Origin of the sequence: Streptomyces sp. CA-135486 (assembly GCF_050936555.1) — a bacterium.
Lineage (GTDB): Bacteria > Actinomycetota > Actinomycetes > Streptomycetales > Streptomycetaceae > Streptomyces.
The window spans coordinates 2788014-2814050 of the sequence record NZ_JBNJMM010000002.1 but is presented as its reverse complement, the minus strand read 5'-3'; the positions used below and the strand labels follow the sequence as shown (position 1 = coordinate 2814050).

At 69.0% G+C, this 26037-nt stretch carries 23 protein-coding genes; 9 read left to right on the top strand and 14 right to left on the bottom strand.

Annotated features, from left to right (window positions below):
- Nucleotides 1–10: 10 nt before the first annotated feature.
- The 7 genes from ahcY to ACQEVG_RS32195 form a co-directional block, all read right to left on the bottom strand.
- The gene (ahcY, locus tag ACQEVG_RS32225) at nt 11–1462 is read right to left on the bottom strand and encodes an adenosylhomocysteinase (protein ID WP_432990365.1); all 1452 of its coding nucleotides are present in this window, start codon (nt 1460–1462) and stop codon (nt 11–13) included.
- Nucleotides 1440–2342, bottom strand: a complete 903-nt coding sequence (metF, locus tag ACQEVG_RS32220) for a methylenetetrahydrofolate reductase [NAD(P)H] (protein WP_432990363.1) — start codon at nt 2340–2342, stop codon at nt 1440–1442. Before metF ends, ahcY begins: the two co-directional genes overlap by 23 nt.
- A complete protein-coding gene (gene metH, locus ACQEVG_RS32215; RefSeq protein ID WP_432990361.1) occupies nt 2339–5851 on the bottom strand; it encodes a methionine synthase in 3513 nt (1170 codons plus the stop codon). The genes metF and metH overlap by 4 nt, the downstream gene beginning before the upstream one ends.
- Nucleotides 5848–6831: a carbohydrate kinase family protein gene (locus tag ACQEVG_RS32210; protein WP_432990359.1), complete on the bottom strand. Its 984-nt coding sequence runs from the start codon at nt 6829–6831 to the stop codon at nt 5848–5850. Before ACQEVG_RS32210 ends, metH begins: the two co-directional genes overlap by 4 nt.
- Before the next feature lie 45 nt (nt 6832–6876).
- The gene (gene metK, locus ACQEVG_RS32205) at nt 6877–8103 is read right to left on the bottom strand and encodes a methionine adenosyltransferase (RefSeq protein ID WP_432990357.1); all 1227 of its coding nucleotides are present in this window, start codon (nt 8101–8103) and stop codon (nt 6877–6879) included.
- Nucleotides 8104–8226: 123 nt separating this feature from the next.
- A complete protein-coding gene (locus ACQEVG_RS32200) occupies nt 8227–8670 on the bottom strand; it encodes an SCP2 sterol-binding domain-containing protein (protein WP_432990355.1) in 444 nt (147 codons plus the stop codon).
- Nucleotides 8667–9911, bottom strand: coding sequence for an NAD(P)-binding domain-containing protein (locus ACQEVG_RS32195; RefSeq protein ID WP_432990353.1), 1245 nt, complete (start codon nt 9909–9911; stop codon nt 8667–8669). The genes ACQEVG_RS32200 and ACQEVG_RS32195 overlap by 4 nt, the downstream gene beginning before the upstream one ends.
- Before the next feature lie 201 nt (nt 9912–10112).
- On the opposite strand from ACQEVG_RS32195, the gene ACQEVG_RS32190 reads away from it, so the two are divergent.
- The 6 genes from ACQEVG_RS32190 (at nt 10113) to ACQEVG_RS32165 (ending at nt 15689) form a co-directional block, all read left to right on the top strand.
- Nucleotides 10113–11141 (top strand): methyltransferase, encoded by a 1029-nt coding sequence (locus tag ACQEVG_RS32190; protein ID WP_432990351.1) that lies wholly within the window; start codon nt 10113–10115, stop codon nt 11139–11141.
- 6 nt (nt 11142–11147) lie between these two features.
- Nucleotides 11148–12176, top strand: coding sequence for an LLM class flavin-dependent oxidoreductase (locus ACQEVG_RS32185; RefSeq protein ID WP_432990349.1), 1029 nt, complete (start codon nt 11148–11150; stop codon nt 12174–12176).
- 33 nt (nt 12177–12209) lie between these two features.
- Nucleotides 12210–13421 carry a nucleotide disphospho-sugar-binding domain-containing protein gene (locus ACQEVG_RS32180; protein ID WP_432990347.1) on the top strand — a complete coding sequence of 404 codons (1212 nt, stop codon included), beginning with the start codon at nt 12210–12212 and terminating at the stop codon, nt 13419–13421.
- Nucleotides 13421–14275, top strand: a complete 855-nt coding sequence (locus ACQEVG_RS32175) for an LLM class flavin-dependent oxidoreductase (RefSeq protein ID WP_432990345.1) — start codon at nt 13421–13423, stop codon at nt 14273–14275. Before ACQEVG_RS32180 ends, ACQEVG_RS32175 begins: the two co-directional genes overlap by 1 nt.
- 14 nt (nt 14276–14289) lie before the next feature.
- A complete protein-coding gene (locus tag ACQEVG_RS32170; protein WP_432990343.1) occupies nt 14290–14982 on the top strand; it encodes an SDR family NAD(P)-dependent oxidoreductase in 693 nt (230 codons plus the stop codon).
- A gap of 107 nt (nt 14983–15089) precedes the next feature.
- On the top strand, nt 15090–15689 hold the full coding sequence (locus tag ACQEVG_RS32165; protein ID WP_432990341.1) for a hypothetical protein: 600 nt from the start codon (nt 15090–15092) through the stop codon (nt 15687–15689).
- 26 nt (nt 15690–15715) lie between these two features.
- Here the strand turns inward: ACQEVG_RS32165 and ACQEVG_RS32160 are convergent, their stop codons facing one another.
- Nucleotides 15716–16606 (bottom strand): hypothetical protein, encoded by an 891-nt coding sequence (locus ACQEVG_RS32160; RefSeq protein ID WP_432990339.1) that lies wholly within the window; start codon nt 16604–16606, stop codon nt 15716–15718.
- 84 nt (nt 16607–16690) lie between these two features.
- Here ACQEVG_RS32160 and ACQEVG_RS32155 point away from each other — a divergent pair, with 84 nt between their 5' ends.
- Nucleotides 16691–17005 carry a hypothetical protein gene (locus ACQEVG_RS32155; protein ID WP_432990337.1) on the top strand — a complete coding sequence of 105 codons (315 nt, stop codon included), beginning with the start codon at nt 16691–16693 and terminating at the stop codon, nt 17003–17005.
- Between the two features lie 39 nt (nt 17006–17044).
- Here ACQEVG_RS32155 and ACQEVG_RS32150 read toward each other — a convergent pair whose 3' ends face one another.
- Nucleotides 17045–18556 carry a peptide MFS transporter gene (locus ACQEVG_RS32150; RefSeq protein WP_432990335.1) on the bottom strand — a complete coding sequence of 504 codons (1512 nt, stop codon included), beginning with the start codon at nt 18554–18556 and terminating at the stop codon, nt 17045–17047.
- Nucleotides 18557–18743: 187 nt separating this feature from the next.
- Here ACQEVG_RS32150 and ACQEVG_RS32145 point away from each other — a divergent pair, with 187 nt between their 5' ends.
- Nucleotides 18744–19943 carry a cytochrome P450 gene (locus ACQEVG_RS32145; protein ID WP_432990333.1) on the top strand — a complete coding sequence of 400 codons (1200 nt, stop codon included), beginning with the start codon at nt 18744–18746 and terminating at the stop codon, nt 19941–19943.
- Nucleotides 19944–20019: 76 nt separating this feature from the next.
- Here ACQEVG_RS32145 and asnB read toward each other — a convergent pair whose 3' ends face one another.
- The 5 genes from asnB to ACQEVG_RS32120 all read right to left on the bottom strand — a co-directional run bounded on the left by asnB (nt 20020) and on the right by ACQEVG_RS32120 (nt 24937).
- On the bottom strand, nt 20020–21861 hold the full coding sequence (gene asnB / locus ACQEVG_RS32140; protein ID WP_432990331.1) for an asparagine synthase (glutamine-hydrolyzing): 1842 nt from the start codon (nt 21859–21861) through the stop codon (nt 20020–20022).
- A gap of 27 nt (nt 21862–21888) precedes the next feature.
- Complete coding sequence (locus ACQEVG_RS32135; protein WP_432990329.1) at nt 21889–22377, bottom strand: hypothetical protein; 489 nt, start codon at nt 22375–22377, stop codon at nt 21889–21891.
- A gap of 2 nt (nt 22378–22379) precedes the next feature.
- Entirely contained in the window at nt 22380–22622 is a 243-nt protein-coding gene (locus tag ACQEVG_RS32130) for a ferredoxin (RefSeq protein WP_432990327.1), read from the bottom strand.
- A 13-nt stretch (nt 22623–22635) separates the two neighbouring features.
- Entirely contained in the window at nt 22636–23838 is a 1203-nt protein-coding gene (locus ACQEVG_RS32125) for a cytochrome P450 (RefSeq protein WP_432990325.1), read from the bottom strand.
- A gap of 67 nt (nt 23839–23905) precedes the next feature.
- Nucleotides 23906–24937 (bottom strand): methyltransferase, encoded by a 1032-nt coding sequence (locus ACQEVG_RS32120; RefSeq protein WP_360884611.1) that lies wholly within the window; start codon nt 24935–24937, stop codon nt 23906–23908.
- A 296-nt stretch (nt 24938–25233) separates the two neighbouring features.
- On the opposite strand from ACQEVG_RS32120, the gene ACQEVG_RS32115 reads away from it, so the two are divergent.
- Nucleotides 25234–26031 (top strand): SDR family NAD(P)-dependent oxidoreductase, encoded by a 798-nt coding sequence (locus tag ACQEVG_RS32115; RefSeq protein ID WP_432990323.1) that lies wholly within the window; start codon nt 25234–25236, stop codon nt 26029–26031.
- Nucleotides 26032–26037: the final 6 nt, after the last annotated feature.

The following is a 26037-nucleotide window of genomic DNA, read 5'->3' as shown; positions in this document are numbered from 1 at the left end:
GGGGCACCGGTCAGTAGCGGTAGTGGTCGGACTTGTACGGGCCTTCGACCTCGACACCGATGTAGGCGGCCTGCTCCGGGCGCAGTTCGGTCAGCTTCACGCCGAGCGCGTCCAGGTGGAGCCGGGCGACCTTCTCGTCCAGGTGCTTGGGCAGCACATAGACGTCGGTCGGGTACTCCTCGGGCTTGGTGAACAGCTCGATCTGGGCCAGCGTCTGGTCCGCGAAGCTGTTCGACATCACGAACGAGGGGTGACCGGTCGCGTTGCCCAGGTTCAGCAGACGGCCCTCGGACAGCACGATCAGGACCTTGCCGTCGGGGAAGGTCCAGGTGTGCACCTGCGGCTTGACCTCGTCCTTGACGATGCCCGCGATCTGCGCCAGACCGGCCATGTCGATCTCGTTGTCGAAGTGGCCGATATTGCCCACGATCGCCTGGTGCTTCATCCTGGCCATGTCCGCGGCCATGATGATGTCCTTGTTCCCCGTGGTCGTCACGAAGATGTCGGCCTTGTCCACGACCTCGTCCAGCGTGGTCACCTGGTAACCGTCCATCGCCGCCTGCAGCGCGCAGATCGGGTCGATCTCCGTGACGATCACCCGCGCGCCCTGACCACGCAGCGACTCCGCGCAGCCCTTGCCCACATCGCCATAACCGCACACCACCGCGGTCTTGCCACCGATCAGCACATCGGTGGCCCGGTTGATGCCGTCGATCAGCGAGTGACGGCAGCCGTACTTGTTGTCGAACTTCGACTTGGTGACAGCATCGTTCACATTGATCGCCGGGAACAGCAGAGTGCCGTCCCGGTGCATCTCGTACAACCGGTGCACACCCGTCGTGGTCTCCTCCGTCACACCACGGATCTCCGAGGCCAGTTCGGACCACTTGATGGTGGAGCGGTTCAGCAGCTCCAGGACGATACGGAATTCCTCGTTGTCCGCCGTGGAGGGGTCGGGAACCTTGCCCGCCTTCTCGAACTCGACGCCCTTGTGCACCAGGAGCGTGGCGTCACCGCCGTCGTCCAGGATCATGTTCGGGCCGAGGTACGAGGACCGACCATCAGACGCAGCCGGGCCGCCGGTGGGGGTGTTGGGCCAGGTCAGCGCCTGCTCCGTGCACCACCAGTACTCCTCCAGTGTCTCGCCCTTCCAGGCGAAGACCGGGATCCCGGCTGCCGCGATCGCCGCGGCCGCGTGGTCCTGGGTGGAGAAGATGTTGCAGGACGCCCAGCGCACCTCGGCACCGAGGGCGACCAGGGTCTCGATCAGCACGGCCGTCTGCACGGTCATGTGCAGCGAACCGGTGATCCGGGCGCCGGCGAGCGGCTTGGTGGCGGCGTACTCCTTGCGGATCGACATCAGACCGGGCATCTCGTGCTCGGCGAGCGTGATCTCCTTGCGACCGAACTCCGCGAGGGAAAGGTCGGCCACCTTGAAGTCAGTGGCGGACTGAGAGGGCATGGGTACTCCTCGTCTTCGTGACGCCCCGGTGTATCTCCACCGTCGCAGGCGATCGGTTCAGGGTGATGTAGTGCAGTCCCGGAGCGCCTTCGTCGAGCAGTCGCTCCGCCATCGCGATCGCATGGTCGACACCGATCCGATGAGCTTCCTGCGGCTTGTCCCGGGCGGCGAACAGCCGCCTGGCCAGGTCGTCCGGAAAGGCCGCGTTGCTGAGTTCGGCGAAGCGCCTGATCTGCCGGTAGTCGGTGGCCGGCATGATCTCGGGGATGATCGGGGTGTCGCACCCCGCCGCCGCGGCCCGATCGCGCAGCCGCAGGTAGTACTCCACGTCGAAGAACATCTGGGTGATCGCGTAGTCGGCGCCCGCACGGCACTTGGCCGCGAAGTGCCTGATGTCGCTGTCCCAGTCCGGGGAGCGGGGGTGACGCTCGGGGAAGGCGGCGACGCCGACACTGAAGTCCCCCAGTTCCCTGATGAGTTCGACGAGTTCGATGGCGTACGTCAGTCCCTGCGGATGGGACACCCAGGCACCCTGCGGATCGCCGGGCGGGTCGCCGCGCAGGGCGAGTACGTCGCGGATGCCGGCGTCCGCGTACTGGCCGATAATGTGCCGCAGTTCGGCCACCGAGTGCCCGACGGCCGTCAGATGGGCGACCGGGCGCAGGGTGGTCTGTGCGGCGATCCTCTTCGTCACGGCAACGGTGCGGTCCCGGGAGGATCCCCCCGCTCCGTACGTCACCGAGACGAAGACCGGCGACAGGGATTCGATACGGCGGATCGCGTCCCACAGGCGCTCTTCGCCGGCGTCGGTCTTGGGCGGGAAGAACTCGAAGGAGTACGACCGCTCCCCCGCCGCGAGCACATCTCGCAGAGTCCTCACAGCCGGGCCCTTCCCGCGTTGAAGTACTGCGCCTGGGGGTGGTGGAGGACGATCGCGTCGGTGGACTGCTCGGGGTGGAGCTGGAACTCCTCCGACAGCTGGACACCGATCCGCTCCGGTTCGAGGAGCGACGCGATCTTGGCGCGATCCTCCAGGTCCGGGCACGCACCGTAACCGAGCGAGAACCGCGCGCCCCGGTACTTCAGCGCGAACATGTCTTCCACATCGGCCGGGTCCTCGCCCGCGAAGCCGAGCTCTGCGCGCACCCGGGCGTGCCAGTACTCGGCCAGCGCCTCCGCCAACTGCACGGAGAGCCCGTGCAGTTCGAGATAGTCGCGGTACGAGTCCGACTCGAAGAGCTCGGCGGTGGCTTCACCGATCTTCGAGCCGACCGTGACGATCTGCAGACCCACCACATCGGTCTCGCCGGACTCTTCGGGGCGGAAGAAGTCGGCGAGGCAGAGCCGACGGCCACGGCGCTGGCGGGGGAAGGAGAAGCGGGTGCGCTCGGAGCCGTCCTCGTTGAGCAGGATCAGGTCGTCGCCCTTGGACACGCAGGGGAAGTAGCCGTAGACCACGGCGGCTTCCAGGAGATTGCGCGTGTGCAGCTGGTCCAGCCAGCCGCGCAGCCGCGGCCGGCCCTCCCTCTCCACCAGCTCCTCATAGGTCGGGCCGTCGCCGGCCCGGGCCTGCTTCAGTCCCCACTGGCCCTTGAACAGCGCGCCCTCGTCCAGCCAGGACGCGTACTCCTTGAGCTGGATACCCTTGATCACCCGGGTGCCCCAGAACGGCGGCTCGGGAATCGGATTGTCGATCGCCACATCGGAACGGGCCGCGCCCTCGGGCTCGGTGACTTCAAGGACGGGGGTGTCACGCTTGGCCACCCGGCGCTGCTTGAGTTCGGGCAGGACGGCCCCGGGGAGGCCGCGCTTCACGGCGATCAGGGCGTCCATCAGGCGCAGGCCCTCGAAGGCGTCGCGGGCGTAGCGGACCTCGCCCTCGTAGATCTCGTGCAGGTCCTGCTCGACATACGCCCGGGTCAGCGCAGCCCCGCCCAGGATCACCGGGTAGTCGGCGGCCATCTTGCGCTGGTTGAGCTCCTCCAGGTTCTCCTTCATGATCACCGTGGACTTCACCAGCAGACCCGACATCCCGATCACATCGGCCCGGTGCTCCTCGGCCGCCTCCAGGATCGCCGACACCGGCTGCTTGATACCCAGATTCACCACGTTGTAGCCGTTGTTGGACAGAATGATGTCGACCAGGTTCTTGCCGATGTCATGGACGTCACCACGCACCGTGGCCAGCACAATCGTGCCCTTGCCCGACCCACCCGACGATGAATCAGTCGACTTCTCCATGTGCGGCTCCAGATAGGCCACCGCGTTCTTCATCACCTCGGCCGACTGCAGCACGAACGGCAGCTGCATCTGGCCGGAACCGAACAGCTCACCGACAACCTTCATACCCTCGAGCAGGACGTCGTTGACGATCTCCAGAGCGGGACGTGTGGTCAGCGCTTCGTCCAGATCCTGTTCCAGGCCGTTCTTCTCGCCGTCGATGATGCGCCGCTTGAGGCGTTCCTCCAGCGGCAGGGCAAGGAGTTCCTGTGCCTTGCCCGCCTTCATCGACTTGGTGTCGACGCCCTCGAAGAGTTCGAGGAACTTCTGGAGCGGGTCATAGCCTTCGGCACGCCGGTCGTGGATCAGATCCAGCGCGACCTTGACCTGCTCCTCCTCCAGCCGGGCGATGGGCAGGATCTTGGACGCGTGCACGATCGCCGAATCCAGGCCGGCCTTCACACACTCGTCCAGGAACACGGAGTTCAGCACGATCCGTGCGGCCGGGTTCAGACCGAAGGAGATGTTCGACAGACCCAGCGTGGTCTGCACATCGGGATGCCGCCGCTTCAGCTCACGGATGGCCTCGATGGTGGCGATGCCGTCCTTGCGGGACTCCTCCTGGCCGGTGCAGATCGTGAACGTCAGCGTGTCGATAAGGATGTCCGACTCGTGGATTCCCCAGTTCCCTGTGAGGTCCGCGATGATCCGCTCGGCGATGGCGACCTTGTTCTCGACCGTACGGGCCTGGCCCTCCTCGTCGATGGTGAGCGCCATCAGCGCGGCGCCGTGCTCACAGGCCAGGGCAGTCACCTTCGCGAACCGCGACTCGGGGCCGTCTCCGTCCTCGTAGTTGACGGAGTTGATGACCGCGCGGCCGCCGAGCTTCTCCAACCCGGCCCGGATGACATCGACTTCGGTGGAGTCCAGCACGATCGGCAGAGTCGACGCGGTGGCGAAACGCCCGGCCAGCTCCGCCATGTCCGCCACACCGTCCCGGCCGACATAGTCCACACAGAGATCCAGCAGATGCGCGCCCTCGCGGATCTGGTCGCGCGCCATCTCCACACAGTCGTCCCAGCGGCCGTCCAGCATGGCCTCACGGAACTTCTTCGACCCATTCGCGTTCGTCCGCTCACCGATCGCGAGATACGACGTGTCCTGGCGGAACGGCACCGTCTGATACAGCGACGCCGCACCGGGCTCCGGCCGCGGCTCGCGCTCGGTCGGAGTCAGATCGCGTACGCGCTCCACGACCTGGCGCAGATGCTCCGGCGTCGTACCACAGCAGCCACCGACCAGCGACAGACCGTGCTCACGTACGAACGCCTCATGGGCGTCGGCCAGTTCGGCGGGGCTGAGCGGGTAGTGCGCGCCGTCCTTGCCCAGCACCGGCAGGCCGGCGTTGGGCATGGCCGACACCCTGGTCCGCGCATGGCGGGCCAGATAGCGCAGGTGTTCATTCATTTCCGCCGGACCGGTCGCGCAGTTCAGCCCGATCATGTCGATGCCCAGCGGCTCCAGCGCGGTCAGCGCCGCCCCGATCTCCGAGCCCAGCAGCATCGTCCCCGTCGTCTCGACCGTCACCGAGCACAGCAGCGGAAGGTTCGCTCCCGTCCGGTCCAGGGCCCGGCGGGCGCCCAGGACCGCCGCCTTGGTCTGCAGCAGATCCTGGGTCGTCTCCACCAGGAGCGCATCCGCGCCGCCCGCGATCATGCCCTCGGCGTTCTGCTGATAGGCATCGCGCAGCGTGACGTACGGGGCGTGGCCCAGGGTCGGCAGCTTGGTACCGGGCCCCATCGAGCCCAGCACCCAGCGCTGCTGCCCGGTCGACGCGGTGAACTCGTCGGCGACCTCACGCGCGATCCGCGCGCCCGCCTCCGACAGCTCGTACACCCGCTCAGGAATGTCGTACTCCCCCAGCGCGGCGAAGTTCGCGCCGAACGTATTCGTCTCGACGCAGTCCACGCCGACCTCGAAATAGGCCTCGTGGACCGCCCGCACGATGTCCGGACGCGTCACATTCAGGATTTCGTTGCAGCCCTCGAGGTTCTCGAAGTCCTCCATCGACGGATCCTGCGCCTGGAGCATGGTGCCCATGGCCCCGTCCGCCACCACCACACGGGTGGCAAAGGCCTCGCGCAGGGCGTCGGCACGGGTCCCGCTCATCCCAGTGCCGCCACGTGCGGAGCCAGCTCGGCGGCGGCATCTTCTCCGTAGGTGGCACGGATGCGTGCCAGCAGCTCGCCGCCGTTCAGCTCGGACGGCTGCGGGCCCGTGGTTTCCAGCACGGTCGTGGCCAGTGCGCTGCCCAGATGGGCCGCGCTCTGAAGGCCCAGGCCCCAGGCGGTCGCCGCGAGGAAGCCCGCCCGGAAGGCGTCACCGGCACCGGTCGGCTCAAGGGTCCCGTTCGGCGGCACCGCCGGCACCTCGACGGGCCGCAGCCCGGCGCGTGCGATGTGGACGCCGTCCGCGCCCCGGGTGGTGACCCAGGTGCCGACCCGGCCCAGGATCTGCTGCTCGGTCCAGCCCGTCTTCTCCTGGATGAGCACGCTCTCGTACTCATTGGTGAACAGATAGGCGGGATGGGCGAGCAGTTCGCGCACATCGTCGCGTTGCAGGAAGGCGAGTTGCTGGGACGGGTCGGCGGCGAAGGCCAGTCCCAGGCTGTTGCACTCCCGGGTGTGGCGGATCATCGCGCCGGGGTCATTGGGCGAGATCACCACCAGGTCAAGACCGCCGGCCCGGTCCCGCGCCGGGGCCAACTCGATGGTGCGGGCTTCGCTCATGGCTCCGGGATAGAAGGAGCCGATCTGGTTGTTGTCGGCGTCGGTCGTGCACACGAAGCGCGCGGTGTGCAGCGTCTCGCTGATGTGCACCGAGTCGGTGTCGACGCCGTTCTCCTTGAGCCAGATCTGGTAGTCGGCGAAGTCCGCGCCCACCGCTCCGACGAGATAGGGGCCGATGCCGAGCCGTCCGAGGCCGAAGGCGATGTTCGCGGCGACGCCGCCGCGCCGGATGTCCAGCTCTTCGACGAGGAAGGAGAGCGAGACCTTGTCGAGGCTGCCGGCGATCAACTGCTCGGTGAACCGGCCGGGAAAGACCATCAGGTGGTCCGTTGCGATCGAACCAGTTACGGCTATGCGCACGGTCACTGCTCCTTGGCTCGTGTGGCTCGTGTGGCTCGGTTTGGCTCAGTCGGCGATGGCTGCCTGGCGCAGTTTCTCCGCGCGGTCGGTGGACTCCCAGGTGAAGTCGGGGAGGTCGCGGCCGAAGTGGCCGTACGCGGCGGTCTGGGCGTAGATGGGACGCAGCAGGTCGAGGTCGCGGATGATCGCCGCCGGGCGCAGGTCGAAGACCTCGTCGATGGCCCGCTGGATGTCCGGCACGGGCACGGTCTCGGTGCCGAAGGTCTCCACGAAGAGACCGACCGGCTCCGCCTTGCCGATCGCGTAGGCGACCTGGACCTCGCAGCGGTGCGCGAGACCGGCGGCGACCACGTTCTTGGCGACCCAGCGCATCGCATACGCGGCGCTGCGGTCCACCTTGGACGGGTCCTTGCCGGAGAAGGCGCCGCCGCCGTGGCGGGACATGCCGCCGTAGGTGTCGATGATGATCTTGCGGCCGGTCAGGCCGGCGTCGCCGACCGGGCCGCCGATCTCGAACCGGCCGGTCGGGTTGACCAGCAGCCGGTAGCCCTCGGTGCGCAGCTGTACGCCGTCCTCGATGAGCTCCTGGAGCACGGGGCGTACGACGCAGTCGCGGATGTCCGGGATCAGCAGCGAGTCCAGGTCGATGCCGGGCGCGTGCTGCGAGGAGACGACCACGGTGTCGAGACGGACGGCTGTGTCGCCGTCGTACTCGATGGTGACCTGCGTCTTGCCGTCGGGCCGCAGATAGGGGACGGTGCCGTTCTTGCGGACCTCGGTGAGGCGCTTGGCGAGCCGGTGGGCGAGCGTGATCGGGAGCGGCATCAGCTCGGGCGTCTCGTCGGAGGCGTAGCCGAACATCAGGCCCTGGTCGCCGGCGCCCTGCTCGCTGAGCGCGTCACCTTCTTCACCTGTGGCGGACCCCTCGACGCGCTTCTCGTAGGCGGTGTTGACGCCCTGCGCGATGTCGGGTGACTGGGCGCCGATGGAGACCGAGACGCCGCAGGAGGCGCCGTCGAATCCCTTCGCCGACGAGTCGTAGCCGATCTTGAGCACCGTCTCCCGGACCAGGCTCTGGATGTCGGCGTACGCATTGGTGGTGACCTCTCCGGCCAGGTGAACCTGGCCTGTGGTGATCAGCGTCTCGACGGCGACGCGCGACTTCGGGTCCTGCGCCAGCAGCGCATCGAGGACGGCGTCGCTGATCTGGTCGGCGATCTTGTCGGGATGGCCCTCGGTCACTGACTCCGAGGTGAACAGGCGAAGGGACACGAATCCTCCAAATGCCGGGCGTGGTCGCCGCGTTGACGTGCTGTCCTTGGGTGTCGCAGGTGCCGCACTGCGGTCAGGCTGCGCTCCGCCCCTGCAAGGGGGCTCGAAGGCGGCTAAACGAAGCTATTCGGCTGTCGGCTGGGCGCTGCGGGATCCGAACCACTCGATCCAGTTCATCGCGAAGAAGACATCGCCGGAGATCTTCAGCCGTCCGCTGATGAAGGCGTCCGTGCCCTTCAACTCCCCGGTGGCCAGGGCGAGAAGGTCCTGCATGTCCACCCCGATGGTCGCGTTTGGCGTGCTGGCGTCACGGGCCGATGTGCAGTGGCCGTCGGTGACGGTGACATAGCGGTGCCGCACCCCTGAGGCGGTGTTGACCTCGTAGTGGAAGATGCCGCCCCGGCCTCTGGTGCGTTCGGGGCGGAAGCACGCACGGAACCAGACGAACACCAGGTCGAGCATCCGGTCGTCGTCGTGGAGAGGGAGCTCGCCGACGAGTTCACCGGACGCCTCCGCGACCTCGGCGATGTCCCTCAGCCGCAGGTGCCGTGCATCGTCGCCGGTCACGGCCGGCCCCCCTTCCCTTTGGTGGCGGCGGTGGTGTGCTCGATGAGTACGGAGGCGTCCTTGTCGCCGTCGCCCGCGGCAACCGCGGCCGCGAAGCTCTCGCGCACCGTGCCGAGTACGGGCAGGCCCACTCCGGCCCGAGCCGCGTCCTCGATGGCCAGGCGCAGGTCCTTCTCCATCAGCGTGGAGCGGAAGAAGGCGGGCTCGTAGCTGGACTTGCGCATCAGCTCGGCGCGGAACCTCATCACGATGGAGCTGAATCCGCTGCCGGCGATGGCACCCAGGAGGCTGTCCCGGTCGAGCCCCGCCTCCACTCCGTAGGCGACGGCTTCGGCGAGGGAGGCGACCTGGGCGCCCAGCAGCAGATTGAAAATGAGCTTGATGGTGGCCGCGGTGCCCGGCGCGCCCAGGTGGACGACCTCGCTGCCGATGGTGTCGAGCAGCGGGCGGACCTCGTCGATGTCCGCCTGCTCCCCGCTGGTGTACACGCGCAGCTTGCCCTCGCGGGCCTGGAAGGGGTTGCCGACGACACAGGCCTCGACCCGGCGCAGCCCGGCGGCCGACAGCCTGGCGGCGGACGCCTTCGCATAGGCCGGGGAGACGGTTGAGGTGTCGATGACGACGGCGCCGGGGGCCAGTACGGGCACGATCTGTCCGAACAGCACGTCCTCGACGGCCGGTTCGTCGCTCAGGCTGAGCACGACGACGGACGCTCCCGCCGCTGCCTCCGCCGCGCTCGCGGCCACCGTGGCGCCCGCCTGGGCCAGTGGCGTGGTCTTGGCGGCGGTGCGGTTGTGGACGGTGAGCGCCCGGCCGGAGTCGATGAGGCTGTGCGCCATCCCGGCGCCCATGTTGCCGAGGCCAATGAACGCCACCCGGTCCCCGGTGGGGGCCGCCGTGCGCTGTGCCGGCACTTCGGCGGCGGGCGGCGCGGGCGGCAGGTCGTACACCGTCTGCGTCACCGTCATATGGCCGCCGCTGCGGTACGGCTGGAGCCTGCGCCGGTGCTCCACATGCGCCTCGCTGAGCTCGAAGGCGCGGAAGGTGGGCTCGTCCTGCCAGTCGGTGATGACGTAGTAGACGCGCTCCTCCTCGACCGAGCGCACCAGCGTCTGTCCTCGGTTGGCGGGCTGCCTGGCGATGACCGAGGCGACCTCCCACCAGCCCTTCTCGAACTCCTCCTGCACGCCCGGGAGGATCTCCATCCGCAGGATCACGCGGAACGGTGGGTTGCCGGCCATGATGTCTGCCTCCAAGCGCAAGGTCTCTTGAGGTTCGGCGCCACGGTCTCCGCCGCCGCTCAATGCCCGATCGAGGGCTGCTCCGGCCCGCTCGGTGGGCACGGCCGATCCCCGCTCAAGAGGACTTCGAGGCCGGTGCCAAAACATGGCCCGGGCACGCCACGACCCCGCCCGTCCGGTAACCGAGAAAGGAGTTCGTCTGTGACGACTCACGCTTCCCTCACGGACACGTCCAGCCCTGAGGCGCTGATCCGGATCGGCACCGCCTTCTGCACAGCAAAGATCCTGCTGAGCGCGCTTGAACTGGACCTCTTCTCCACCCTCGCCGCCGGACCCGCCACCAAGGACGAACTGGCCTCCTCGGCCGGCCTGCACCCGCGCGGCTCGGACGACTTCATCGCCGCGCTGGTCACCCTGGGTCTTGTCGAGGTGGAGGACGGCCGCTACCGCAACAGCCCGGCCGCCGACAAGTTCCTCGACCGCAACAAGCGCAGCTACGCGGGCGGTTTCCTGGAGCGCGCCAACTCGATGCTGTACCCGGCGTGGGAGAACCTCACCGCGGCACTGCAGACCGGAGAGCCCCAGGTCAAGGGCAAGGAGGGGGACATCGTCGGACAGATGGGCGACGACCCCGACCATCTGCGCCAGTTCCTCACCATGATGGACTCGCTCAACAGCCTGGTCGCCCCGAGGCTCGCCGCCGCGTTCGACTTCTCGGCGTACGAGACCTTCGTCGATGTCGGCGGCGCCCGCGGCAATCTGTCCGCGCTGCTGCTGGAGGCGCACCCCAAGCCGAAGGCGACCGTCTTCGATCTGCCGCACATGGGCTGGGCCTTCGACGAGCACATGGAGAAGCTGGGCACGAGGGACCGCATCAGCTTTGTGGGCGGCAACTTCTTCGTCGACCAGCTGCCCGAGGGCGATGTGCTGATCATGGGGCACGTCCTGCACAACTGGAACGCCGAGGAGCGCCAGGGCCTGATCGCGAAGGCGTACCAGGCCGTGCGTCCCGGCGGCGCGCTGCTGGTGTACGACCGCATGGTCGCCGACCAGCCGACCGACCTGGTCAACCTGCTGATCAGCCTGGACATGCTGCTGGTAACCCACACCGGCTCGGAGTACAGCACGGCCGACTGTGCCGCGTGGATGCGCGAGGCCGGCTTCTCGCGCTCCGAGTCCAAGGTGCTGAGCAACACCGACTCGCTCGTCATCGCCTACAAGGACGAGTGACACGCGATGCGACTCGGGATCAATCTCGTTCCCCAGGGCTGCGCGGAGACGGCGCAGGAGGCCGAACGGCTCGGCTTCGACGTCGCCGCGGCGCCCGAGGGGTTCCGCTCGGACGCGGTCTCCGTGCTGGGCTGGGTGGCCGCGCGGACCAGCCGTATCGGTCTGGTCTCCACGGTCATCCAGATCCCGGCGCGCACCCCGGTGAGCATGGCGCTGACCGCGGCGACGCTGGACGGTCTGTCCGGGGGCCGGTTCCGGCTCGGGCTCGGGATCTCCAACTCCCATGTGACGGAGGGCTGGCACGGTACGCCGTTCGCCAAGCCGCTCGCCCGCACGCGGGAGTACGTGGAGATCGTGCGGCGCACGCTGGCGCGCGACGAAGTCACCTACGCCGGCCAGCATTTCGCGCTGCCGATGCCGGGCGGCAACGGCGGTGCGTTCCGGCTCACCACCGAGCCGACGCATCCGCGGCTGCCGGTGTATCTGGCGGCGGTCGGCCCGCGCAGCCTGCAGCTGACCGGTGAGATCGCGGACGGCTGGGTGGGGGTGTTCTGCTCCCCCGAGCTCGCCAAGGAAGCGCTGATCGAGCTGCGTACGGGACGTCAGCGGGCGGGACTGGACCTGACGGGTTTCGACGCGTTCGTGTCCGCACCGATGGCGGTCGGCTCGGACGTACGGTCCGCGGCCGAGGCCATCAGCCACTATGTCGCCCGCTTTATGAGCCTGGGCGACAAGGACAGCAACTTCTACTACCGGCTGGCCGTGCGGATGGGCCACGAGAAGGCCGCCGACGAGGTCCAGGAGCGGTTCACCGCCGGGGACGCGCGCGGTGCCGCCGAGGCCGTGCCGGTCGAATTCATCGACAGCACCTCGCTGTTGGGGCCGCCCGAACGGATCGCCCGCCGGATGTCAGACTTCGCCGCCGCAGGCGTCACCACCCTCGGGATATCGCCGTACGCGCCCACGCTGGAAGGCCAGTTGTCCCTGGTGCGCGCGGCGGCCGAGGCCCACCGGCAGGCAGGTCTCGGCGACTGACGAGAGCAACGCACCGGAAGGGGCGAGCGACACATGCGGGTGCTGTTCACGAGCTGGGCATGGCCGACCCACTACTACCAGATGGTGCCGCTGGCCTGGGCGCTGCGGGCAGCCGGTCATGAGGTGCGGGCGGCCAGTGCGCCCTCGCTGAGCGCGACGATCGCCGCGTCCGGCGTGCCCGCCGTGGCGGTCGGGGACGACAGCGTCGACGCGGTGGCCCGGATCCGCGACTACATACCCGGGCGGGCGCCCGTGTCGGCCGGCAGGCCGACACGGGCCAAGGGGCCGCGGGCGGTGTCGCTCTTTGCCGATCTGGCGTCGGCGATGGCGGACGATCTGGTCGCGTACGGCCGCGCCTGGCGGCCGGACCTCATTGTTTTCGAACCGACCGCGTATGCGGGGCCGTTGGCGGCGAAGGTGCTCGGGATTCCGGCCGTGCGCTTTCCCTGGGGTGCGGATCTGATGCACCGCGCGGGGGCCGTGGAGCTGGAGCGCGAAGTCATGGCCCCGCTCTGCGAGCGCTTCGGCTGCCTCGACGGCGTCGATCTGCTGGGCAGCCTGACCCTCGATCCCTGCCCGGCAGCCATGCAGGTGCCGGCGGTCGAGGCGGCGCGGCCGATCACCCGGCAGCCGGTCCGGCCGGTGCCGTACAACGGCTCGGGGTCGCTGCCCGTGCCGCTGCCCCCGGCCGAACGCCGCAGGCCGCGCGTCTGCGTGACCTGGGGCACGACGGTCGGACGGCTGGACGGGGAGATGTATCTCGCGCCGCGGATCGTCGCCGCGCTCGACTCCCTCGACGTCGGGATCGTGGTCGTGGTCGCCCGGGAACAGCGCCAGCTGCTGGGTGCGCTGCCCGAGCGGGTGAAGGTGCTGGAATCGGTGCCGCTGCACACCGTACTGCCGCACTGCGACGCGGTGGTGGCGCACGGCGGCGCGGGCACGATCCTCACCTCGCTCGCCGCCGGGCTGCCCCAGCTGGTGGTTCCCCAGCTCATCGACCACACCTTCAACGCCCAGCGGTTCACGGCCACCGGGGCGGGGCTGAGCCTCGCCAAGGACGAGGCCGAGCCGGAGCGGATCCGTACGGCGGTGCTCGAACTGCTTCAGGAGCCCGCGTACCGCAAGGCCGCGCAGGAAGTGCGCCACGAGATCCAGCAGCGTCCGGCGCCCGCCCACGTCGTCGACGTCCTCACCGGGCTCGCGGCGGCGGGCCCGGCCACCGACCCGGCCGAAGGAGGCCGCTGATGCTGATCGGTGTGGGACTCCCCTCCACCGTCCCCGGCGCCCGCCGGGAGGAGATCATCGACTGGGCGCGCCAGGCAGAGCAGTTCGGCTTCTCGACGCTCGGCGTACTCGACCGCCTGGTGTACGACAACTACGAGCCGCTGATCGCGCTCGCGGCGGCCGCGGCGGTGACCGACCGGATCAAGCTGGCGACGACCGTGCTGACCCCGCCGTACCGCAACAACACCCCTCTGCTGGCCAAGCAGTTGGCCTCGCTCGACCGCCTCTCCGGGGGACGGCTGACGCTGGGGGTGGCCGCCGGCAACCGCGAGGACGACTTCGCGGTGTCGGGCGTACCGCACTCCGCGCGCGGACCCGTGCTCGACTCCCTGCTGGTGGATCTGCGCCGGATCTGGGGCGGCGACGGCCTGGGCTTCGACCGGCCGGTCGGCCCGACGCCGACGACGCTGCCGTCGGTGCTCATCGGCGGCACGTCCGACGCGGCGTTCCGGCGCGCGGCACAGTACGGCCGCGGCTGGATCGCCGGCGGCAGCTCGCCCTCCGGCTACCGGGCCAACGCCGTGCGCGTGAAGGCAGCGTGGCAGAGGGCCGGCCGGATGGACCGGCCGCATCTGGTGACACTGCTCTACTACTCGCTGGGCGCGGCTGCCACCGACCGGGCGAAGGACTATCTGCTGGACTACTACGCCTTCAGCGGGCGCGCCGAGTCGATCGTGGGCATGGCGTTCACCGAGGCGGACCGGCTGCGGCGGGCGGTGAAGGAGTACGAGGAGGCGGGCTGCGACGAGATCGTCTTCATGCCCTGCGGCAGCGACACCGGCCAGCTGGAACTCCTCGCCGACGCGGTGCTCTGAAGGAGCTGACGACGATGACACGGGTATTCCGGTCCCGCACCGCCCTGGTGACAGGTGCCAACCGGGGCCTCGGCCTTGCGGTCAGCACTCTGCTGCACACCCGGGGGTTCAAGGTGGTGCTCGGCGGACGCGACGAGGAGGCGGTGACGGCCGCCGCGCAGTCGCTCGGCGAGGGCGCGGCGGCCGTCGTCCTCGATGTGTCGGACGACGCCTCGGTCAAGAGCGCGGCCGAGCGGGTGGGGCGCGTCGACGTTCTGGTGAACAACGCGGGGACCTTCCTGGACCGCGGGGATGCGCCGTCCGCAGTGCCCCTGTCGCTGGTGGAAGCCACGCTCTCGGTGAACGTGCTGGGCGCCTGGCGGGTCTCCCAGGCCTTTCTGCCCGGGATGGTGGAGCACGGCTGGGGACGCGTCGTGATGGTCTCCAGCGGCACGGGCTCCTTCACCAACGGGCTCTTCCCGCAGGCGCCGGCCTACTCGGTCTCCAAGGCCGCGCTCAACGCGGTGACCGTGCTCCTGGCCAAGGAGACGGAGGGCACGGGGGTGCTGGTGAACGCGGTGAACCCCGGTCTTGTCCGCACCCGGATGCGTCCCCAGGCCGAGCGGTCCGCCGAGGACGCGGCAGGGGACATCGCGTATGCGGCGACGCTGCCGGACGGGGCGCCGAGCGGGGTGTTCTTCCGCAGCGGGGCGGTGGTCGGCTGGTGAGCCGAACTCCTTCAGCTCACCAGTATTAGGATCGGCGCGAGTTGCTCGGGCGCGGCGGAGGGGCTGAGTTGAGGGTACTGGCGTTGCTTGGTCTGATCGTTGTCCCGTTGGCCACGTACTACAGCGTGGTGCGGCAGCTGAGGTGGCGGATCTTCCTGCCGGCGCTGTTCGTCAGTGTCGCCCTGCTGCTCTACGCCAACGGAGATATGCACGGGTGGCTCATGGCGTGGTACCTCCTCGACTGGGTCGTGATCCTGGTGGTGCTGCGGCTGGTGCACCGCCCCGAGCAGGTCGAGCGCCATGTTCAGAAGCTGTGGGAGAGGACGCCGCCCGTCGAGGCCGGCACGGACCGGATAGGCCAGGAGTTGCGCCGCCTGTCCCGTGATCCCCGGCTGTGCTGGATGAGCCTGGAACTCGACCCCGGTGGCGACCTGCTGGTCGCGACGAACGTGGCCGGCCGATCGGTGAGGCACCGGTTCCGGACGGCGGAGGAATGCCCGCACTGCGTGTTGGAGTCGATGCTCAGAGAGTTCGTCGCCGTCGACCCGGTCGATGAGATCGAGTTCTACCGCACCGAGACCTCTGCGGGCATGGGTTGCGCCGCGTACGTCTACTTCGATCAACGGGCGGGCGTGAGAATGGACATCACTCATGACGGCCGTAACTCACCCCTGGCGGCAGCGGGGTGCACGATTCACGCACGGTGAGCCGATCCGCTGCGTCGCGGCGAGTGTCAGGTGCCGCCCGGCGTGCGGCGCTGATGTGCGAGGTGACGGAGGCGGGCGGCGGTGACATGCTGCCGCAGTTGGGCGTCGAGGCGCTCTCGGGTGGGCAAGTCCTCTGCCCACCACGTGTCCCGGGCCTCCGGGCGCGCCCCGAGGCGGAGGCGTTGGCAACGACACGGCCTATGGCGCGAACGGTCGAGGTAGTCCGGACCGGTACTGGGATCCCACTGTGCCAGTAGCACACTGACGGCGGTTTCGTTGTGGTGCTCGGCCAGTTCCCGCACCCGGTCGGCGTGCGTCAGCACCTCCAGTTCCCAGCACATCGCGCAGTGCCCGCACCCGGGCACCGACCCCTCGTTGGTGCGGATCAGGTCGCCGATGGCGTCGGCCAGCGATGGGGGCAGGCAGCCGCTGGTCCCGAGGTGGGCAAGCTGTCCGAGGCTCCTGACGGGGTGGGGTGCGACCCAGGCCGCGCTGATGTGCCCCGCGGCCAGGACTTGGTCCTCGCCACCGGGGTGCTGAGCGAGCAGGCGGACCTCGAACAGCGCCCTTTCCTCCCCGTCGGCTCCGAATCCCGCGTTCTCCGGGTCGATCGCCCAGCTGAGGTGGTACTCCAGGACGCCGGCGGCAGGCCGCATGTCCAACGGGCAGTGGATGACGCGCGGTTGATCCGTCTGCACCAGGGGGGTGACGTCCTCCAGCCGATCGTCCGAGGAGGCGGTGCGGCGTCGCATGGAGGTGATCCGGGCGCAGAACGGGCGCAACCGCAGGACGACACCGGACGCTGGATCGAGATCAGCCGGTGCCCCCGCCACGATCACGGCGTGCCCTTCGAAAACTCCGGCTCGCACCTCCGGCGCGAAACGCAGGGTGAGCCCGCTGGATTCGGCATCGCGCATCGGAAGCACGCCCCCTTTGAACAAGTCGCATTGTCCGGGATGACGTTACGGTGGCTCACTCCACTCAGAAAAGGGATCCCACCCATGACCCCCGATGAACTCTTCGACGACATCGCTGCCGACCTCCCGCCGCTCGGCGCCGTCGCAGGGGCGATGTTCGGCAAACGGGCCCTCAAAGCCCATGGCAAGGCCTTTGCCTGTCTCAAGGGCGACCACCTCGCCTTCAAGCTCGGCGATGGCACCCCCACCCATGCCGAAGCCCTCGCCCTCCCTCAAGCCGAACTTTTCGATCCGTCCGGCAGCCATCGCCCCTTCAAGGACTGGGTCTCTGTTCCCCACGCCCACGCCGCACGGTGGCCAGACCTGGCCGAAGCCGCGCTGAACAATCTCACCTCATGACCCTGCCGTCGGGGCGGCAACCGCCGTCTGTTGAGCGTCCTACACGCCCAGTCCGCGGCGCAGGCGGCCCGAAGCCAGCCCCAACGCCGTGCCCACCACGGCGGCCAGCCCCGCCATCACCAGGAAGTACCCCGGCCCCGGCAGGTTGTCCTCCGAGAAGCGCACCGCCTGGCCGCCGACCCCCGCGCCCAGCGCCGCCGCGAGCCAGAAGACGCCGATCATCTGGCTGATGAACGTCGCCGGAGCCACCTTGGTCGTCACGCTCATCCCCACCGGGGCGAACGACATCTCACCGCAGGCCTGCAGCAGATAGGCGACCAGCAGCCACAGCGGCGAGACGTCCGCACCGCCCGAGGCCGCGACGGTGGCCAGTGCCATGACGACCAGGCTCGACCCCATGAAGCCGAGCCCGCAGGCGAGCTTCGCCGGGGCGCCGACGCGGTCGCCGAGCCGTACCCACAGCCGGGCGAAGACCGGCGCCACCGCGATCATGAACAGCGGTACGGCGGACTGGAACCAGCTCGCGGGAATGGTGAAGTCGCCGATCGTGCGGTCGGTCGACACCTTGGCGAAGAGACTGAAGACCGAGCCGCCCTGGACAAAGATCATCCAGAAGATCGCGGCCGCCAGGAAGACCCAGATGTACGCCTTCACGCGCCCGCGCTCCTCGGCCGTCACCTCACGGCTGCGCAGCAGATAGGTGAAGCAGGCGATGGTCGACCCGATCGCGAACAGCCCCGCCAGCATCAGCACATGACGGAACTTCAGGGTGCCCGCCACCGCGTCCGTGCCGAGGACCAGGCCCACAGCCGCGACGATCACCAGCGCGCCACGCAGTACCCGCCGGCGCTCCGCCGCACCGGCTCGGCGGGTCGGCTCATTGCCCACGTCCCCGAAGTGTGCGCTGCCGCGGACGTACTGCAGGACTCCTATCGCCATGCCGAGCGCCGCGACGCCGAAGCCCAGGTGCCAGTTGACCAGTTCGCCCAGCCCCCCGGTCACCAGCGGTGCGACCACCGCGCTGATCTGGATGCTCATATAGAAGATGGAGAAGCCCGCGTCCCGCTCGGCGTGCGCGTCGCGCGGATAGAAGGCGGCGAGCATGCTGGCCAGGTTCGGCTTCAGCAGGCCGGTGCCCACGGCCAGCAGCCCGAGGCCGCCGTAGAACGTCGGCACGGTCGGCACCGCCATGAAGCAGTGGCCGAGCGCGATGGTGATGCCGCCGTACAGTACGGCCCTGCGGGCGCCGAGGATCCGGTCGCCGATCCAGCCGCCGGGCAGCGAGGCCATGAAGACGGTGGAGAGATAGACCCCGAACAGGGCTGCCGCGGTGCTGTTGCCGAGGCCGAGGCCGCCGTCCGCCTTCGGCTCGGAGGCGTACAGGAAGAGCAGCGCGGCCATGCCGTAGAAGCTGAAGCGCTCCCACATGTCGGTGCCGAACAACGTGATGAACCAGCGGGGCCAACCGAGGAAGCTGCGCCGGCTCTTCGACGGGCGGGGCGGCTGCGGCTCCTGCTTGTCGGCCACCGGAGCCGTGGCATCCGTAGTCATCCGTCCTCCTCATACGCGTATGTACGCGCAGGCTGACAGGGCTTGCTCGAAACGGACTCGATGCCGCCGCCCGCATCGAGCCGGGCTCCATCGCGGGTCGAAGCGGGGCTGTCACGATCCGCCTGACGCAGTGCGTCCGCCTCCCTGATACCGAGCGAAGCAGCCCGAACCACAAAGGAGTCACGCGATGACCGCTGAGGATCCTCCGCGCACCTTTCCGCTCCCGGCGCCCGATCCACTGGAGCCGGCGCCGGAGCTCGCGAAGCTGCGCGAGTCGGAGCCCGTCGCGCCGCTGACGCTGCCCACGGGCCACCGGGCGTGGGTGGTGACCCGCTACGAGGACGTACGTCATGTGCTCGCGGACCCCCGGTTCAGCAAGGCCGCGCTGACCGAGCCGGACGCGCCGCGGCTGCTGCCGGTCGCCAAGGGCTCGAAGTCCATTTTCGTGATGGACCCGCCGGAGCACACCCGGCTGCGGAAGCTGGTCACCAAGGCGTTCACCGCGCGACGGATCGAGCAGCTGCGTCCCGCGGTGCGGCAGACCGCCGACCGGCTGATCGAATCCATGGCCGCCGAAAGGGCGCCCGCCGATCTGATCGGGCATCTGGCGCAGCCACTGCCGATCACGGTCATCTGTGAGCTGCTCGGTGTGCCGTACGACGACCATGAGCGGTTCCGGGAGTGGACCGACGTCATGCTCAGCGTTTCCGCCGCGCAGCACGATGCGGTGATGGAGGCGCGCATCAGCCTCAACACCTATCTCGCCGAACTGATCGAGACGAAGAAGGCGAACCCCGCCGACGATCTGCTCACCGTGCTGATCGACGCCCGGGAGGAGGGCGACCGGCTCTCCGAGGAGGAACTGCTCGCCTTCGGGCACACCTTGCTGGTCGCGGGCTACCACGCGACGACCGGGGAGATAGTCGGCGCCCTGATCACGCTGCTGCGCAAGCCGGATCTGTGGGAACGGCTTCTCGCGGACCGGGAGTTGGTGCCCAGCGCGGTCGAGGAGCTGTTCCGCTACTCGCTGGCGGGCGGCGGCGCCGGCGCGATGCGGATCGCCACCGAGGACATGGAGCTGGGCGGCGCGCTGATCCGCGCGGGCGAGGCGGTGCTGCCCGCCATCACCTCGGCGAACCGCGACGAGACGGTCTTCGAGCAGGCCGCCGACGTCGACATCGCCCGTGAGCACAACCCGCATCTGACCTTCGGGCACGGGCTGCACCACTGCCTGGGCGCGCAGCTGGGCCGGATCGAGCTGCAGGAGGCGCTGGGCGCACTGCTCGACCGGATGCCGGGGCTGCGGCTCGCGGTGCCGGCCGAGGAGCTCGAATGGGTGCGGGGCATGGCGTTCAAGCGGCCGCAGACGCTGCCCGTGTCCTGGTGAAGGCAGGCGCGCATACGACGGTGCCCCCGGCCTCGAGCAAAAGGCCGGGGGCACCGTCGTATGCGTGCGAGGAGCCTCAGAAGTCGAGGGCCAGGTCGTACGCGGACAGCCACTCGTTGATGTGCAGGGCCATGTCGACCTCGATACGGGTGAGCTTTCCGGCCGCCGTCTGGTCCCGCCGTACGTCCTCGACGACCGTCGGGTTGAGCAGCGGCAGCACCGGGGCGTCACCGGTGGCCAGCAGCTTGCCGAACTGCTCCTGAACGTAGGTGTCGTAGGCGGTGTCGTTGGAGATCGGATAGCCGGTCTTGGGGCGGTGCAGGATGGACTCGGGCAGCAGGTCCTTGACCGCCGCACGCAGCAGGCTCTTCCACTGGCCGTCGAAGGTCTTGAACTCGCGCGGCGCGTTGAAGACGTACTCCTGCAGCCGGTGGTCGCAGAACGGCACCCGCACCTCCAGGCCCAGCGCCATGCTGAGCCGGTCCTTGCGGTCCAGCAGGGTGCGCATGAAGCGGGTGAGGAAGAAGTAGGTGCACTCGCGGAACTGCTTGTCGCGGCCGCTCTCGCCGGGCAGGTTGGGCATGCCCGAAACGGCCTGGCGGTACTGGTCCGCCTGGTAGGAGGGGACGTCCAGATGGGCCGAGAGCGGCCCGAACAGCGCGGGCAGCCCGAGGTTGTGGGCGAGGGTCCACGGCAGGGTGCCGGGCCGGCCGTACTCGGGGTGGTGGAACCACGGGTAGCCGCCGAAGAGTTCGTCGGCCGACTCCCCCGTCAGCGCCACGGTGGACTGTCCGCGGATCGCACGGAAGAGCAGATACAGGGAGATGTCCATGCTGCCGGGGCCCGCGATGAGGACCGGCCAGTCCATGGCCCGCACGACCGCGCGCCGCACCGACGCCTCGATCATGTCGTCGTTGCCGAGCACGATGTGGTTGTGGTCGGCGCCGACGTGCTCGACGACCTCGTGGACGTACGGGGAGTCGGGCGTCGGATGGGTCAGGTCTGGTTCGAAGTTGTCGAGATAGCCCGCGAAGTCGACGGCGAAGGAGCGGACCTTTCCGCTGCCGTCCTGCCGCTTGGCGATCGCGGCGAGCGCGGTGAGGGTGCTGGAGTCGAGGCCGCCGGAGAGCATGGTGCACAGCGGCACATCGCTGACGATCTGCCGCGTGACGATGTCTTCCAGCAGCTCACGGACCGTACTGATGGTGGTCGGGAGGTCGTCCTCGTGCTCGTGGGCCTCCAGCTTCCAGTACCTGCTCAGGGTCGATCCGCCGCGGCCGACCTTGAGGACGTGTCCGGGTGTCAGCTCGGGCATCTCGCGGATGGCGCCCACGCCCGGGGCCTTGGTGCCCGCGAGGATCTCCCGCAGGCCGTCGGCGTCCACCGTGCGGCCGGCCAGCCGGTTGGCGAGGATGGCCTTGGGCTCGGAGCCGAAGAGGACGCCGCCGCCGGGCAGTTGCTGGTAGTAGAGGGGTTTGATGCCCACCCGGTCGCGTACGAGGAGCAGTTCCTCGCTGCGTGCGTCCCAGATGGCGAAGGCGTACATGCCGTTGAGGCGCTCGACGAAGCCCGCGCCCCACTCCAGATAGGCGCGCAGCACGACTTCGGTGTCGCTGCGGGTGCGGAACCGGTGGCCGAGGCCGACCAGTTCCTCCCGCAGCTCCCGGAAGTTGTAGACCTCACCGCTGTAGGTGAGGCCAGCGAGGACCTGCCCGTTCTCCTCGGCCACCATCGGCTGGCGGCCGCCCTCGAGGTCGATGATGGACAGCCGCCGGTGGCCGAAAGCAGCGTGCTCGGTGATCCAGACGTCACCCGCGTCCGGTCCCCGCAATGCCATCGTGTCGGTCATCGCCTGTACGGCGGCGACCTCTTGGCGCAGATCACGTGTGAAGTCCACCCACCCGGCGATGCCGCACATTCAGTGTCTCCTCAGTCGATCGGTCGTTCAGTCGTCGATGCCGAAGCGTGTGCCGCTGACCTTGGCCTGCACGGTCAGCAGGACCTTGCCGTCCGCGTCGACGGCGGTGCCGGTCCCTTCCGAGACAAAGGTCGTCGGCGAGGTCAGCTTCCCTTCGTGCCGGATCCTGACCTCGTACTGGAAGGCGCCCTGTCCGTCGGTCCACAGATGGCGCAGTGCGAAGACGAATCTGTTCCCGCCGGCCCTGCGCCATAGGCCGAGCCCGGTGTGCGAGGCGTTGATGGTCTGGACGACGAGCTGTCCGTCGCTGCCGAAGGAGAAGTGCGCGCGCTCGATCTCGCCGGGCCGCTGGTCGATGCTCACCTGCACCGCCCACACGCCGGCCGGGCCGCCGGCGCCGGCATGCGCGGAGGCCTCGGCGGCCGGTGCGGCGACGGCGGCCGTCAGGCCTGCTGCCGTCACCGCACCGGTGCCTGTGAGCAGCCGGCGGCGAGTGGTCGACGGTCTGCCGGACATGGTTACTCCTCGTTCGGTACGACGGGCCGACCGGTGCTCTGGTCGGTGACGGAAATAGCCTCCGCCGGGCAGGCTTCCGCAACCTCGATCAACTCACCGTCCGGATCGACGAGTTCGTCGACGGGACGGGTGCGCAGCTTGTCGTCCACGGTGAAGTAGCGCGGGGCCTGCGCGGTGCAGATGCCGCTGCGCTTGCACGCGCGGTCCACCGCGATACGCCACTGGGGCGGGGTCTGCGTGGTCATCGTCCGCCCGCCTTCACCAGGTGACCGGAAGGTTCGCCAGCGCCCGGGCGGTGAGACCGGTCTTCCAGGTCAGCCACTCCACCGGCACGGCGAGCCGCAGGGTGTCCGGCAGCTTCTCGATCAGTGTCCGCAGGGCGATCTGCATCTCGAGCCGGGCGAGCTGGGCGCCGAGGCAGTGGTGCACGCCGTAGCCGAAGGACAGATGGACGTTGGGGATGCGCTCCACATCGAACCGGTCGGGGTCGGCGAAGATCTCTTCGTCGTGGTTGGCCGATCCGAGTGCGGCGATGACCGCCTCGCCCGCGCGGACGGTCACCCCGCCGATCTCCACGTCCTCGGTGGCGACCCTGAGCTGGGTGCCGGTGAAGACGAAGGGGTTGTGGCGCAGCAGCTCCTCGACCGCGCCGGGCACCAACTCCGGCTTCTTCCGGAGCAGTTCAAGCTGCTCGGGGTGCTGGAGCAGGGTGAACAGGGCGATGCCGAGCGAGTTGGAGGTGGACTGGTGCCCGACGGTCATCAGGATCATCGCGAAGTCGAGGAGTTCCTCCTCGGACAGCGACTGTCCCTCGTCACGGGCGTGCACCAGCACACCGAGCAGATCGTCCGTGGGCTCCTGCCGGCGGGCCTCGATCAGGCCCCGCAGATAGCCGACGATATTGCCGCGGGCCTCACCGACTTCCTCCCGGGTGTGGCCGCCGAGGCTGAAGATGACCTCGCTCCAGGCGTGCAGCCGGTCGCAGTCCTCGTACGGAACTCCGAGGAGCTCGAAGATGACCTTGATCGGCAGGCTGAGCGCGAAGCACGACATCAGGTCCACCGGGTGCGGCGCTACCAGCACCAGACCGGCCTGCTCGTCGGCGAGCTGCTGGATCCGCGGCCGCAGCGACTCGACCCGGCGGGCGGTGAAGGCCTGCATCACCAGGCGCCGCAGCCGGGAGTGGTCGGGCGGGTCCATGCCCAGGATGGTCTTGGGCCCGGGGCTGGTGTTGCCCATCCGCGGTGCCCCGGGCGCCTCCGCCGCGGCGCGGCTCAGGCGCGGGTCGACCAGCGCCTGGCGCACGTCCGCGTACCGGGTCAGCAGCCACGCCTTGTCACCGGTCGGCAGGGTCACCCGGCTCACCGGAGCCTTCTCGCGCAGGCGGGAGAACTCCTCCGGAGGCTCGAAACCCTCGGGCGCCGGGAACGGGAACGTGAGGAGTTCTTCGTCGATCGACATCGCTACCCCTTCTCTGTATGCGAAGCGCCGCGGCGGCCGCCGTGAGGCGGCCGGAACGCGGCGTCCCTCACTTCTTGCGGCCGACCAGGAGGATGTCGTTGGTGGCCAGGAGCTTCGCGGTGACCTCGGCGAAGCCGGCCTCGTCGAACCACTTCTTGGCGTCGTCGACGTGGTACTCGGAGCCGCCGTGGGTGACCACGAGCATCGTCAGGCTGGTCAGCAGGTTGTTCAGCGGGCTGAGCTCGTCGTCCAGCATGGGGTCGTAGACGAGCAGGAAGCCGCCCGGCTTCAGACCGGCGAACGCGCTCTTGATCAGCTGCTGCCGGCGCTCGGGGGACCAGTCCTCCAGGACGTGTCCGATGATGACGACGTCGGCCGTGGGAACCGGGTCCGCGAAGAAGTCGCCGCCGTGGAAGGCGATCTTGTCCTTGAGGCCGAGTCCGCCGATGTGGTCCTCGTACGCCGGCTGCACGGTCGGCAGGTCGAAGACGGTGCCGGTCAGGTGCGGGTGGGCGTCGATGATGGTGGCGAGCAGATTGCCGCGCGCGCCGCCCACGTCGGTGACGGTCTTGACGGAGCTCCAGTCGAACTCCTTGGCGAGCTCCGGGCCGACGGCCCAGTTGAGCGCGTCCATCATGGCGACGAAGTCGCGCATCTGCTCTTCGCTCTTGTACAGGTGCTTGAACATGTTGTCGTCGCCGTGGCCCTCGATCTGCGACTCACCGGTCTTCAGGGACTCGGTGAAGCCGCCCCACGCCGGGTACAGGACGGCGTTCGAGCGGTCGAGGAAGCGGCCCACGTAGGTGCGCTTGCCCTTGACCAGGTGGGTTTCGGACGCCTCGCTGTTGCCGTACTTGCCGTCCTTGCGCTCCAGGAGCCCGAGGCGGACCAGCGCGTTGAGGAACTCGCGGGAGCCTCGGGAGTGCAGGCCCAGCCGCTCGCGGATCTCCCCCTCGGTCGCAGGCCCGGTCTCGCTCAGCTTGGTGAAGAGCTCGAGTTCGGTGGCCGTCAGAAGGACCTTGGCGCTTCCGAAGGCCATACCCAGTCCGACGATGTCTTGGAGGCTCAGCGAACCCTGCTTTTCGGGTGTGCTTGTCATGCGCCAGGTCCTTTCCCGGTGTGACTCAGAGACGTGTCTGCGCCGTGGCCTCCCGCTACGCCGGGACGGCGCGGTGAGAGCCGGGAGCACTATTGGCGCCGCGCCTCGAAGACATCTGGAGACCGGACAGAACCCCGCGCATCCGGCTGGTCCGTTTTGGGGTCCATTGCCGGGTCGACCGATCCTCGAGTGGATCTCCAGCGTCCTGCTGTAGCCATGAATCAGCTCCGTGCCCGGGAACGGCCGGGGCTGGACCTGTTGCCGAGCCGGCCGCGGCCGGGAAGACGGAGCATGGCATGGAGTTGGGACTGACCGGCAAGGTCGTGCTGCTCACCGGGGGCAGCGGCGGCATCGGCCGCCCTCTGGCGCGCTCCTTCGGCCGCGAGGGCGCCCGGGTGGCGCTCACCTATCTGCGGCGCGCGGACGCCGCCAAGGAAGTGGCGGCATCGATCGAGGAGTCCGGCGGCGAGGCGTTGCCGGTCCAGCTCGATCTTACGGACCGTCAATCCATTGACTCGGCGGTCGGCCAGGTGGTCGACAGATGGGGCGCGATCGACATTCTGGTGGTCAACGCCTCGGCGACCGGCGGCCCGAACCCGAAGCCCGTGGGCTTCGAGGAGATCTCCGCCGACACCTGGCTGCCGCTGCTGCGCTCCGAGGTGGAGGGCGCCTTCCACACGGTCCAGTCGGTGCTGCCCACGATGAAGTCCGGCGGCTGGGGCCGCATCGTGTTCATGTCGGCGAGCATCGTGCACCGGGGCCGCAAGGGCGAAGAGGCGTACACCGCGAGCAAGGCGGCGCTGCACGGCCTCAGCCGCACCCTGGCCACCGAGCTCTTCACCGACAACATCTTCAGCAATGTCGTGGCCCCCGGGCCCACGGTCACCGAGGGGCTGCTCGGCAAGCTTCCCGACAGTCTCAAGGAGCGCATCGCGGACGTCACTCCCGAACAGGCCAAACGCCTGCTCAACGAGGGCATGCCGCATCTGCGGTTCTCCACCGTCGACGACGTCAACAACACCGTGCTGTTCCTGGCCTCCGCGGCCAACGGAAACATCACCGGGAATGTGATCAACGTCGACGGCGGCCACTGATCGCCG